The sequence below is a fragment of the Streptococcus infantis genome, from assembly GCF_047464415.1.
Taxonomy (GTDB): domain Bacteria; phylum Bacillota; class Bacilli; order Lactobacillales; family Streptococcaceae; genus Streptococcus; species Streptococcus infantis_AE.
In genome coordinates this window covers 32,520-44,605 of the sequence record NZ_JASHBX010000003.1, presented here as the reverse complement: position 1 = coordinate 44,605, position 12,086 = coordinate 32,520, and the positions used below count along the sequence as shown (strand labels likewise).

At 42.1% G+C, this 12,086-nt stretch carries 10 protein-coding genes; 9 read left to right on the top strand and 1 reads right to left on the bottom strand.

Features of this window, described 5'->3' with window-relative positions; translation table 11 throughout:
• Positions 1-6 precede the first annotated feature (6 nt).
• Positions 7-1,317: a ribosome biogenesis GTPase Der gene (der, locus tag QM460_RS02490; RefSeq protein ID WP_045762664.1), complete on the top strand. Its 1,311-nt coding sequence runs from the start codon at positions 7-9 to the stop codon at positions 1,315-1,317.
• Between the two features lie 83 nt (positions 1,318-1,400).
• Positions 1,401-1,739 carry a hypothetical protein gene (locus QM460_RS02485; RefSeq protein WP_414289152.1) on the top strand — a complete coding sequence of 113 codons (339 nt, stop codon included), beginning with the start codon at positions 1,401-1,403 and terminating at the stop codon, positions 1,737-1,739.
• A gap of 265 nt (positions 1,740-2,004) precedes the next feature.
• On the opposite strand, the gene QM460_RS02480 is transcribed toward QM460_RS02485, so the two are convergent.
• The gene (locus QM460_RS02480; RefSeq protein WP_414289151.1) at positions 2,005-7,158 is read right to left on the bottom strand and encodes an SIALI-17 repeat-containing surface protein; all 5,154 of its coding nucleotides are present in this window, start codon (positions 7,156-7,158) and stop codon (positions 2,005-2,007) included.
• A 287-nt stretch (positions 7,159-7,445) separates the two neighbouring features.
• Between QM460_RS02480 and QM460_RS02475 the strand changes: the two genes are divergently transcribed.
• From QM460_RS02475 to QM460_RS02445, 7 genes are all read left to right on the top strand, one after another.
• Positions 7,446-7,691, top strand: a complete 246-nt coding sequence (locus QM460_RS02475; protein WP_001048970.1) for a YneF family protein — start codon at positions 7,446-7,448, stop codon at positions 7,689-7,691.
• Between the two features lie 205 nt (positions 7,692-7,896).
• Positions 7,897-8,691: a glutamate racemase gene (gene racE / locus QM460_RS02470; RefSeq protein WP_414289150.1), complete on the top strand. Its 795-nt coding sequence runs from the start codon at positions 7,897-7,899 to the stop codon at positions 8,689-8,691.
• The gene (locus tag QM460_RS02465) at positions 8,688-9,659 is read left to right on the top strand and encodes a nucleoside-triphosphate diphosphatase (protein ID WP_414289149.1); all 972 of its coding nucleotides are present in this window, start codon (positions 8,688-8,690) and stop codon (positions 9,657-9,659) included. The genes racE and QM460_RS02465 overlap by 4 nt, the downstream gene beginning before the upstream one ends.
• The gene (locus QM460_RS02460) at positions 9,635-10,156 is read left to right on the top strand and encodes a metallophosphoesterase (RefSeq protein ID WP_001118959.1); all 522 of its coding nucleotides are present in this window, start codon (positions 9,635-9,637) and stop codon (positions 10,154-10,156) included. The genes QM460_RS02465 and QM460_RS02460 overlap by 25 nt, the downstream gene beginning before the upstream one ends.
• Complete coding sequence (gene cbpB, locus QM460_RS02455) at positions 10,153-10,614, top strand: cyclic-di-AMP-binding protein CbpB (RefSeq protein ID WP_049527719.1); 462 nt, start codon at positions 10,153-10,155, stop codon at positions 10,612-10,614. Before QM460_RS02460 ends, cbpB begins: the two co-directional genes overlap by 4 nt.
• The gene (gene xerD / locus QM460_RS02450; RefSeq protein WP_414289148.1) at positions 10,611-11,345 is read left to right on the top strand and encodes a site-specific tyrosine recombinase XerD; all 735 of its coding nucleotides are present in this window, start codon (positions 10,611-10,613) and stop codon (positions 11,343-11,345) included. Before cbpB ends, xerD begins: the two co-directional genes overlap by 4 nt.
• Entirely contained in the window at positions 11,345-12,079 is a 735-nt protein-coding gene (locus QM460_RS02445; RefSeq protein WP_414289147.1) for a segregation/condensation protein A, read from the top strand. The genes xerD and QM460_RS02445 overlap by 1 nt, the downstream gene beginning before the upstream one ends.
• The last annotated feature ends 7 nt before the right edge of the window (positions 12,080-12,086 follow it).

The following is a 12,086-nucleotide window of genomic DNA, read 5'->3' as shown; positions in this document are numbered from 1 at the left end:
GAAAACATGGCCTTACCAACTGTTGCCATTGTGGGACGTCCCAATGTTGGGAAATCAACCCTATTTAATCGTATCGCGGGAGAGCGCATCTCAATCGTAGAAGATGTTGAAGGTGTAACGCGAGATCGTATCTATGCCACGGGTGAGTGGCTTAACCGTTCTTTTAGTATGATTGATACTGGGGGGATCGATGATGTCGATGCTCCGTTCATGGAACAAATTAAGCACCAGGCAGAAATTGCTATGGAAGAAGCGGATGTTATCGTCTTTGTCGTGTCTGGTAAAGAAGGAATTACAGATGCGGACGAATACGTTGCCCGTAAACTTTATAAAACCCATAAACCAGTCATCTTAGCCGTTAACAAGGTTGACAATCCAGAGATGCGAAATGATATCTATGATTTCTATGCTCTTGGATTGGGCGAACCTCTACCAATTTCATCTGTTCACGGTATCGGGACAGGGGATGTGCTAGATGCTATTGTGGAAAATCTCCCGCATGAAGTTGAAGAAGAAAATCCAGATGTTATTAAATTCAGCTTGATTGGACGTCCCAATGTTGGAAAATCTAGCTTGATCAATGCTATCTTGGGTGAAGACCGCGTCATTGCTAGCCCTGTTGCTGGTACAACACGTGATGCCATTGATACCCATTTTACAGATGCTGACGGCCAAGAGTTTACCATGATTGATACGGCTGGTATGCGTAAGTCTGGTAAAGTCTATGAAAATACTGAGAAATACTCTGTCATGCGTGCTATGCGTGCCATTGACCGTTCAGATGTAGTTTTGATGGTCCTCAATGCCGAAGAAGGTATTCGTGAGTATGACAAGCGTATCGCTGGATTTGCCCATGAAGCTGGTAAAGGGATGATTATCGTGGTCAATAAGTGGGATACTCTTGAAAAAGACAACCACACCATGAAAAACTGGGAAGAGGATATCCGTGAGCAGTTCCAGTATCTGCCTTACGCACCGATTATCTTTGTTTCAGCTTTGACTAAGCAACGTCTCCACAAGTTGCCTGAGATGATTAAGCAAATCAGCGAGAGTCAAAATACCCGTATTCCATCAGCTGTCTTGAATGATGTGATTATGGATGCTATCGCCATCAACCCAACACCGACCGACAAAGGAAAACGTCTTAAGATTTTCTATGCGACCCAAGTGGCAACCAAACCACCAACCTTTGTCATCTTTGTCAACGAAGAAGAGCTCATGCACTTCTCTTACTTGCGTTTCTTGGAAAATCAAATCCGCAAGGCCTTTGTTTTTGAGGGAACCCCAATCCATCTCATCGCAAGAAAACGTAAATAAAAAAGTAGAATCTGGAATGACATTTCCAGATTTTTTTGATAGAATGAAGCTGAAGAAAACGCTATCGAAAAGAGGTGTCGATAATGAAGCTGTCGTTTAATCAATTGATACTCTTATTTCCTTGCTTTTGCTTTTTCTATTGGATAGACAATGCTGATAGAAACAGTAACTTTTTCCCCATCATCTACTATTTCTACTGGATTTATTTTTCCCTTTTAGCTCTATTTAGCCTGGATTTGACAATTTTTTCATTCTTATTTTTCCCTCTTGTTCTGAAACATGTATCAGATACGAGTGCTTGGGGTGTTTGGTTGCTGTTGATAGTCCTATCTCTAAGCAGTGACTGGCTAGACTACATCTTCTTCAAAAAAATGTTTCGTTTGAGACGGGAGTTAGGGAAATCTAAAGGCGGAAGGCATTGATTTATACTCTTCGAAAATCAAATCCGCAAGACCTTTGTCTTTGAGGGAACTCCAATCCATCTAATCGCAAGAAAACGGAAGTAGTGGATGTAAAAAAACGGTAGAACATCAAGACTTGTTCTACCACTTATCTACCCCACCAAATTATTTTCAAAAGATGTGAATAGGATTTGATTTGTAGTATATTATTGAAATAGAAAAAGGATGGAATGATTTTCCATCTTTTTTATAGCGGAATAAATCTATATTCCTAGGGGGACAATGTTTAATCTTTCTTACCTTTTAGTAAGAAGGTAGCCGATAAGGCTAGGCTGAGACTTGCCATAAAGAGGAGAGGGCTAGTTTGTTCACCTGTGGCTGGGAGTTGTTTGTCATTCGTAGAGACCTGATCATTGGCTTCATTACTTTCAACCAATGGTTTTGTGGTTTCTAGGTTTCTTTTTTCCGTATGAGCTGGGACAGGTTTAACAGTTGAGCCTTCTGTCTTGTAAACAATAGCGTAGGTGCTCACGTCAAAAGTAATAAACTCAATCATACCGTCTCGAATGGTGAATTCTTGTGGTTTTAATTCACTTGTTGAAGTTAATTGATAGAGTTCTTGAACATCACCTGAAATTGGTAGTCGAACGAGTACAGCACCTTTTGGTTGAACTGGCTGTCCATCTTTATCCTTGAGTTGAAGAGTATAAGCATCGTATTTCTTGCCCAAGAGTTCTTTGTTTTCAACTTTTTGACTATCGAGGTAGCTTGCGCCTCCTAGTTCAGTTGTTCCACTAATAACTTGAACTCTTGTAGTCTTGTCTTTCAATACTTTGAGTTTAAACTCAGGAACTGTGTTACTTGGCGCGGCTTGACCACTACCTGTTCCAATAGGTTTGGTATATTCAGGTCTTTCCACAGTAGGTGCTTTCTGGACCCCAACTGTTCCGACAGGGCCAGTGTATTCAGGTTTTTCTACAGTAGGCGCTTCCTGATCCCCAACTGTTCCGATAGGACCAGTGTATTCAGGTCTTTCCACAGTAGGTGCTTCCTGGTCTCCAGCAGTTCCGATAGGACCAGTGTATTCAGGAATTTCCACAGTAGGTGCTTCTTGATTCCCAGCAGTTCCGATAGGACCAGTGTATTCAGGTCTTTCTACAGTAGGTGCCTCCTGCTCACCAGCAGTACCAATAGGATCTGTGTACTCAGGAATGGTTACTACTGGAGCAGGCTCATCCCCTTTACTTGTTTGGATTTTTTCTTCCACTGGACTAGTTTCATCCTTAGGAAATACTGTTACAACAGAGCTGCTGATTGTTTTTCCTTGGATAGCATAAGCTTCTATCGGATTACCAGCTTTACGATCTGTAGTTTCAGGGATGTCTAGTTGGACCTTGTTATCCTTAATGGTTAGAACAGTTTGTTCACCTGATGTGACAAGATGGTCATCATCGACTTTTCTGAGTAGAAGAGGATCTTTGATACCAGGGAAAGTGACAGCGACTCCATCCCAATTGCCAGTTGGTAGAGTTAAGGTAACAGTCTTATCTTTGGACTTAATAGGATCAAGGCTTGGACTATCGAGAGACACAGATGGTGCCTTTAAGATATCAAAGGAATCGAGAGAGATTTTCTTTCGCCCTTCTGGAGAATCAGGATCTACTTTCAAAGTTAGGATGTGATCACCATCAGCTAGATTGGTGAATTCGCCAATCAAAGCACCTTTTTCAGTCGCTCCTGGAGTGTAGAAGTCAAGGGTTGGCATCTCTTTTCCATCCAGTGTGACAAGTGCCTTGCCTAGTGATGCCGTTTTTAATCCATAGATTCGGATACCTGTTCCAGAGAATGGAATAGTTGCAGTGGCTTCAGAAGCGAGACTAGCATCAGCGTTGATGTCAGCATATTTTTCTGTAGAAGCATATAGTTCTGCATCGCTCCAATCCTTAAACATGGAACCATACTGGATACGAGGGTCACGGTCGTCGATTTTCTCAACACTTGCTCCTTGGCCTGGGAAGACTTTGAAGTAATCGAGAGAAATTTTTGCACGCTCGTTTGTACGTCCTTTGTGCTCGCGTTTAACAGTGATAGTCATAAGGTGAGGGGCTGAGGATAGGTTTGTATAACGACCGATTAGGACACCTTTTTCAGTTGCTCCTGCTGTATAGAAGTCAAGTTCTCCAACAGATTTACCATCGATTTTAACGTCAGCAAGTCCCAATTGAGATGACTTGAGTCCGTAAATTTCAATACCAGGTCCATTGAATGGAATGGTTGCAGTCGCATCCTTATCGGAGTAATTTCCATTTGAGATATCGGCGTATTTCTCTGTTCCACCAAAAAGTTCTGAGTCAGCCCAGTTTCCATAGGCAGAGCCGTACTGGATGCGTTTGTCACGGTCATCCATCAACTCACTGAAGGCATCGATGGAGGCAGGATCTGAAACTGGTGTTGTACGGTCCCCTAGCATAGCCTTAACGGTATAGGTATAGGCATGGCTAGAATCAATCGAGCGATCGATAAAGTGAGTTTGATTGGTGATAAACTCACGAACGCTAGGAGTTTGACTGTTTTCATCCTTGCTTTCTCGTCGGATGACATAATGAGTTGCTCCCTCAACTGTGTTAAAGTCGAGTTCGGCTGTGACGGAATCTTTTCGAAGGGCTGATAAGCGAGTCACTCGTCCAGGGAAGTTTTCAAAGGTAATGACATCACCTTTTTGAGTCGCAAGTTGGATACGGTTATCTTTAAGGCGACTAGCTTGAACTTCCTTGCCATTAATCTTGATAATACTAGATTCGATATTTGGATAGTCTACGACTAAGTCTCCACCAACATTAGAAAGGAAAGATAGCGTTTCAAGATTTTTCTCTTTCCATTTCATGCTGACTTCAAAATTGCCACGAGCTACAAGACCTGAAACTTGTCCATCCTTCCATGCATCTGGAAGGGCTGGTAATGGGGCAATGTAGCCTGTGTGAGACTGAAGGAGCATTTCTGCCATACCGCTGGTTGCACCAAAGTTTCCATCGATTTGGAAAGGCGCGTGCGTATCCCAGAGATTTTCTAGAGTTGAGGATCTGAGCTGTTCTGCCAACAAACGGTGGGCACGATTTCCATCTAGGAGACGGGCCCAGAGGTTGATTTTGTTGGCTTTAGACCAACCAGTTCCACCATCTCCACGGTGGTTTAGGGTTGCGCGTGCAGCTTCTAGATATTCAGGCTGATCCTTGCCAAATAGAGTACCTGGGAAGAGTCCAACTAGATGAGAAACGTGGCGGTGATGGTTTTCAATGCCTTCGTTGGTGAATTGTGGGCTGTCTTCCTCGTACCATTCCTTGATACGGCCGTCTTGGTTGATATGAAGTGGTTTGAGCTTATCAAATTTAGCCTTCACTTCTGTCACCAAATCTTGGTCGACTTTCAGATGATTGGCTGCTTCCATATAGTCGTGGAATAACTGCCAAACTAGAGCTTGGTCAAAGGTATTCCCAATCGTGATGGTTCCATGTTCTGGTGAGTAGGATGGAGAAGAAACCCAGCGGTCACTAGCCTTGTCGTAGTGCAAGAAGGAATTCCAGAACTTAGCAGTTTCCTTGAGCATTGGATAAATCTTTTCTTTTAGGTAAGTTTCATCCTTGGTGAATTTGTAGTAGTCATAGACGTTCTGCATCATCCAAGCATTGGCAGCAGGAGACCAACCCCAATAGTAGTTCCAACCAGGAGTAGTCCAGCCGAATGGTGTCGCCTGAGTATGAACCAACCAACCATTTTCTTGACCTTCTTTAGACTCGATACCTGCATATTCTTTAGCAGCTATACGGCCATAGTAGCGCATGTCATCGATATAATTGATCATTGGCTTAGCCGTTTCTGCGAGATTGCTCATGTAGGCAGGCCAGTAGTTCATCTGTAGGTTGACATTGAGGTGGTAGTCTGAGTTCCAAGGTGGATTATCTACAGCATTCCAGACTCCTTGCAAGTTGGCAGGGAGGGCATCTGTCCGGTTACGAGAAGAACTGATCAGTAGATAACGTCCGTATTGGAAGAAGAGTTCTTCTAGCTTTTGGCCTTTTGTTGGATTATAGGTTTGAAGAGCTTCTTTTGTAGTTTGATTAGACTTGCTACCTCCGAGGTTTAATTGGACACGGTTGAAAAGACTTTGATAGTCCTTGATGTGTTCATTTTTCAGAGTTTCATAGTCTTTTGCCTTGGCAGCATCTACGATAGATTTGACAGTTTTCTCTACGTCAATATCCTTGCGATAATTAGTTTTTGGATTTTGAGCAAAATTAGTCTTGGCACTGAGTAGCAGTGTTGCATAACTGGCTCCAGTGACAGTCAAATAACCATCTTGAGCAGTGACTTGTCCGTCAGTCTTGATACCAAGATAGGAAGCAAATTTCAGACCATTATCTTTGACAGTTCCCTTGAGTAAAATACCATTAGAATCAACGCTCACAGTCCCTTGTTTGTACTTAGAATTCTCCCAAGAATAGTCTCCGTTAGCAATCAAATCTTCAGTCAAGCTATTCCAAAGGGTAAAATCAAGCGTCTTATCTCCCTTTTTAGTCAAGTGGGTAACAGTGACGTCGTCTGGATAACTAGAGAAGGTTTCTCGTTTGAAACTTGTCCCATCTTGAGTATAGGAGGTAGTTGTGATAGCTTCAGAAATGTCTAAGCCACGATGATAGTCAGTAACATTTTCCAAGCCCTTCTTCTGGTTATTAAAGACCATGAAGATATCACCGAAGGCTAGGTAGCGACCGTATTGGGCATTGTTTGGTCCAACCAAATTTCTCTCTGCTAGTTGTTTGGCTTTTTGACGGTCACCGTCTTCTAAGGCCTTACGGATTTCGGCTAAGACTTTGTAGCGGTCCTTGTAGTTTCCTCCGTTGTAGTCTTGACTATCAGGTTGTGGGCCTCCAGACCAAAGTGTTTTTTCGTTGTACTGAATTCTTTCTTCACCGATGAGTCCGAAAACCTTGGCACCCATTTCCCCATTTCCGACTGGGAGGGCTTGTTTTTCCCATCCATCATAGGAAGGAGCAGTTGGTTGGTTGTAATGTAATTCGTAATGTTCTTGCTTGTTCACAGGAAGTTCTGGTTTCTCGCTCTCCTTATTGTCAGCAGGGGCGGTAGTAGTACTTGTCTCTGACTGACTACTAGTTTGAGGTAGTTCTGTCCCTGGGTTTGTTTGCTTTTCAGCTGATTCAGCTACAGGCTGAGTCTCTGTGTTAGAAACAAGAACTTCCTCTACCTTCGTATCCGGTTTAGCAGAGGTTTCAGTAATTGTTGCCTCACTTTCCGTAATCTCGACACCATCAGCAGCCACACCCTGTGCTGCTAAAAACACAGCTCCAAGTAAGACAGATGCAGCTCCGACACTTAGCTTGCGGATGCTATACTTACAGGATTTTTCCCAATATCTCTTATCCACAAAATTCTCCTTTCTTAAATCTGTAAGCGCATACATTCTCTTTTTAAAAAAAAATAAGTCTTGCAGAAATATGTGTGATTTTTTCAGATAATCTTAATATAACAAATAAACAAAACTATTGCAAGGGCTTACAAGGTAAATGGACTTTTTTTACCAAATTTTACTAAGTATGAAGTATTTGCTAATTACTTAGGAAATTACAGTGGATGTAAGCGTAACTCAAACTAGTCAGGCGTAGGACTTTATGGTATAATATAGAAGATTCAAAAAGAAACAGGAGAAATGTTATGAACCTTATTTTAGCAATTGTATTGATTCTTTTAGCTTTTCTAGGAGGAGCTCTTGGAGGTATGTACTTGGTGCGCAAGCAAATCGAAAAAGAATTTGCGGATAACCCACGTTTGAACGCAGAAGCAGTTCGTACTCTCTTGAGTGCAAACGGTCAAAAGCCAAGCGAAGCTAAAGTACAACAAGTTTACCACCAAATCATTCGCCAACAAAAAGCAGCCCTTGCTAACAATAAAAAGAAATAAATAGGAAAAGTCTGGGATGAAAGTTCCAGACTTCTCACTATGTTTGACTGATATTTAGAGACAAGACTTTTTCCTTGCATTCTATTGATATTTGATTATGATTAAGAGGGAGACAGTCGGGAGCTACCCAGACTGTCAGAAATTTCAGGAAGAAATGTAATGATAATGAACTATCAATCAGAAAAAATACTAGAAAGAAGACTGTATGGATAATCGACCAATTGGTTTTTTGGATTCGGGTGTCGGGGGCTTGACGGTTGTGCGTGAACTCATGCGCCAGCTTCCTCATGAAGAGATCGTCTATATTGGAGATTCGGCACGGGCTCCTTATGGTCCCCGTCCTGCTGAGCAAATTCGTGAATATACTTGGCAACTGGTCAACTTTCTTTTGACCAAGGATGTTAAGATGATTGTCATTGCTTGCAATACAGCAACGGCAGTGGTCTGGGAAGAGATTAAAGCTAAGTTGGATATTCCGGTGTTGGGTGTGATTTTGCCTGGTGCGTCAGCAGCTATCAAAGCGAGTCAGGGTGGGAAGATCGGTGTGATCGGAACCCCGATGACGGTAAAATCAGATATTTATCGACAAAAGATTCATGATCTAGACCCAGATTTACAAGTGGAAAGCTTGGCCTGCCCTAAGTTTGCTCCCTTGGTCGAGTCAGGTGCTCTATCGACCAGTGTGACTAAGAAAGTCGTTTATGAAACCTTGCGCCCCTTGGTCGGAAAAGTGGATAGCTTGATTTTAGGCTGTACCCATTATCCGCTCCTTAGACCTATCATCCAAAATGTCATGGGGCCTAAGGTTCAGCTGATCGATAGTGGAGCTGAGTGTGTGCGCGATATCTCAGTCTTGCTCAATTATTTTGAGATTAACCGTAGCCGAGATGCAGCGCCCCTTCAACACCATTTTTATACAACTGCAAATAGCCAAAGTTTTGCCCAGATAGGAGCAGAATGGCTGGAAAAAGAGATTCATGTGGAGCATGTAACATTATGACAAACAAAATTTATGAATACAAGGACGACCAGGACTGGTATGTTGGATCCTACAGTGTTTTTGGTGGCATTCGGACTTTGACGGATGATGACTTAGAGTTTCCTTTGTTTGATTTAGCCAAAATCTTTCGAGATGAGGAGCGAGGATTTCCACTTTCAGTCACTGTTTTACGATATGATTCAGCCTATCGCTTACTCTCTTTTGTGGTAGATATTCTCAACCAAGAAGCGGACCGAAACTTAGAAGTCATTCAACGTCAGGGTGCCTTGCTCTTAGTTGAAAATGGACAACTTCTGCATGTCGAATTGCCTAAAGAAGGAGTCAACGTTCAAGATTTCTTTGAGACAAATAAGGTCAGAGAAACCTTATTGATTGCGACTCGTAACGAGGGCAAGACCAAGGAATTCCGAGCTATCTTTGATAAGCTAGGTTATGATGTAGAAAATCTCAATGACTATCCTGACCTGCCTGAAGTAGCTGAAACAGGTATGACCTTTGAAGAAAATGCCCGCCTTAAGGCAGAAACCATCTCTAAATTAACAGGCAAGATGGTTTTAGCTGATGACTCTGGTCTTAAAGTCGATGTTCTCGGTGGATTACCAGGTGTCTGGTCAGCTCGATTTGCAGGAGTGGGGGCTACTGACCAAGAAAATAATGCTAAACTCTTGCATGAGTTGGCTATGGTCTTTGAACTCAAGGACCGTTCGGCACAATTCCACACCACCCTGGTCGTGGCTAGCCCAGGTAAGGAAAGCTTGGTTGTCGAAGCTGACTGGCCAGGCTACATTAACTTTGAACCTAAGGGTGAAAATGGTTTTGGTTATGATCCACTTTTCCTAGTAGGAGAAACTGGCAAATCCTCAGCTGAATTAACCCTCGAAGAAAAAAATAGTCAATCCCACCGTGCCTTAGCCGTTAAGAAACTTTTGGAGGTATTTCCATCATGGCAAAGCAAACCATCATTGTAATGAGTGACTCCCACGGAGATAGCTTGATTGTAGAAGAAATCCGTAACCGCTATCTGGGGAAAGTCGATGCTATTTTTCACGATGGTGACTCTGAGCTTCGCCCAGATTCACCCCTCTGGGAAGGAATCCAGGTAGTCAGAGGAAATATGGATTTTTATTCAGATTATCCAGAACGCTTGGTGACTCAACTAGGCCCTACCAAGATCATCCAGACCCATGGACACTTATTTGATATTAACTTCAATTTCCAAAAGCTTGATTTCTGGGCGCAGGAAGAAGATGCGGATATTTGTCTTTATGGTCACTTGCATGTTCCAAATGCTTGGATGGAAGGAAAGACCCTCTTTTTAAATCCAGGTTCTATCAGTCAGCCACGTGGGACTATCAGAGAATGTCTCTATGCCCGTGTAGAGATTGATGATAGCTACTTTAAAGTGGACTTTTTGACACGTAACCATGAGGTCTATCCAGGCTTATCCAAGGAGTTTGCTCGATGATTGCCAAGGAGTTTGAACAGTTTTTACTGGAGCAAGAGGAAACCTTTTTAACTCCTGCTGAAAATTTGGCTGTACTCATTGATAGCCACAATGCAGATCATGCAATTCTCCTCCTTAGCCAGATGACCTATACCAGAGTGCCAGTAGTGACTGATGAGAAAGAATTTGTCGGAACCATTGGACTTAGAGACATTCTGGCCTACCAGATGGAGCAGGGCTTGAGTCAGGAAGCTATGGCAGATACGGATATCGTACATATGACCAAGAAGGACGTAGCAGTTGTAAGTCCAGACTATACACTGACGGATGTTTTACATAAGTTAGTGGATGAGTCTTTCCTACCAGTCGTTGACAAGGATGGTATCTTCCAAGGCATTATCACACGGAAATCAATCCTTAAGGCTGTCAATGCTCTCTTGCATGACTTTAGTAAGGAATATGAGATTCGAAGCAAATGAGAGAAGGAATTTCAGCATTTTTAGAAGAAAAACAAGGTTTGTCTGTAAATTCTAAGCAATCCTATAAGTATGACTTGGAGCAGTTTTTAGATTTGATTGGAGAACGAATCTCTAAGACAAGTTTAAAAATCTACCAAGCTCAACTATCAAATTTTAAAATCAGTGCCCAAAAGCGTAAGGTTTCTGCTTGCAATCAATTTCTTTACTTTTTATACCAGAAGGGGAAAATTGACACCTTTTATCGTTTAGAATTGCCAAAACAGGCTGAGAAAAAGCAAGTTCAGTCAGAACTTTTAGACCTCAGTTCTTTCTGGCAAGAAAGTGCCTATCTAGAGGGACGCTTATTGGCCTTACTGATAGTTGAATTGGGCCTCTTACCAAGTGAAATTCTAGCCTTAAAAACAAGTGATGTGAATCTAGACTTTCAAGTATTGAGAATCAATAAAGCTTCTCAACAAAGAATCTTGAGCCTTCCCACAAACTTGCTTGCAGAGTTAGAACCCTTGATGGGGCAGACCTATCTCTTTGAAAAAGCTGGGAAGCCATACTCCCGTCAGTGGGCCTTTCGTCAGTTAGAAGCCTTTCTAAAGGAAAAAGGTTTTTCAGACTTATCGGCTCAAGGATTGAGGGGACAGTTTATATTAAGACAAATCGAAGAAAAGGTTGACTTGTACGAAATTGCTAAAAAATTAGGATTAAAGACAGTCATGACCTTGGAAAAATATAGATAATGGATATTAAATTAAAAGATTTTGAAGGGCCTTTGGATCTTCTTTTGCACTTGGTTTCAAAGTACCAGATGGATATCTATGATGTGCCGATTACAGAGGTTATCGAGCAATATCTAGCCTATATCTCGACATTACAAGCTATGCGTTTGGAAGTCGCAGGTGAGTACATGGTCATGGCTAGTCAACTCATGCTGATCAAGAGTCGCAAGCTCTTGCCGAAGGTTGCAGAAGTGACAGACCTAGAGGATGACCTGGAGCAGGACCTCCTTTCTCAAATCGAAGAATACCGCAAGTTTAAACTTTTGGGAGAGCAGTTGGAAGTGAAACACCAAGAACGAGCTCAATATTACTCAAAAGCGCCGACAGAGTTGATTTATGAGGATGCTAAACTTGTCCACGATAAGACTACTATCGATCTTTTCTTAGCCTTTTCAAACTTGCTTTCCAAGAAAAAAGAAGAATTCTCGCAAAGTCACACAACCATTTTACGAGATGAGTATAAGATTGAGGACATGATGGTTATCGTCCGAGAAGCCTTGGTTGAAGGTCAACAATTGCGCTTGCAGGATTTGTTTAAAGAAACCAAGGATTTACAAGAGGTCATTACACTCTTTTTAGCGACCTTGGAGTTGATTAAAACCCAAGAAATTCTCTTAATTCAAAAAGAGAGCTTTGGAGATATCTATCTCCTGAAAAAGAATGAGGAAAATCAAGTAGAGCAGAGTCGATCTTGATAGAGAG

What these genes read in the sequence shown, in the direction of transcription:
- xerD (WP_414289148.1), top strand. Translation starts at nt 10,611, where the DNA reads ATGAGAGAAGGAATTTCAGCATTTTTAGAAGAAAAACAAGGTTTGTCT.
- QM460_RS02475 (WP_001048970.1), top strand. Translation starts at nt 7,446, where the DNA reads ATGAACCTTATTTTAGCAATTGTATTGATTCTTTTAGCTTTTCTAGGA.
- QM460_RS02465 (WP_414289149.1), top strand. Translation starts at nt 8,688, where the DNA reads ATGACAAACAAAATTTATGAATACAAGGACGACCAGGACTGGTATGTT.
- cbpB (WP_049527719.1), top strand. Translation starts at nt 10,153, where the DNA reads ATGATTGCCAAGGAGTTTGAACAGTTTTTACTGGAGCAAGAGGAAACC.
- QM460_RS02445 (WP_414289147.1), top strand. Translation starts at nt 11,345, where the DNA reads ATGGATATTAAATTAAAAGATTTTGAAGGGCCTTTGGATCTTCTTTTG.
- racE (WP_414289150.1), top strand. Translation starts at nt 7,897, where the DNA reads ATGGATAATCGACCAATTGGTTTTTTGGATTCGGGTGTCGGGGGCTTG.
- der (WP_045762664.1), top strand. Translation starts at nt 7, where the DNA reads ATGGCCTTACCAACTGTTGCCATTGTGGGACGTCCCAATGTTGGGAAA.
- QM460_RS02485 (WP_414289152.1), top strand. Translation starts at nt 1,401, where the DNA reads ATGAAGCTGTCGTTTAATCAATTGATACTCTTATTTCCTTGCTTTTGC.
- QM460_RS02460 (WP_001118959.1), top strand. Translation starts at nt 9,635, where the DNA reads ATGGCAAAGCAAACCATCATTGTAATGAGTGACTCCCACGGAGATAGC.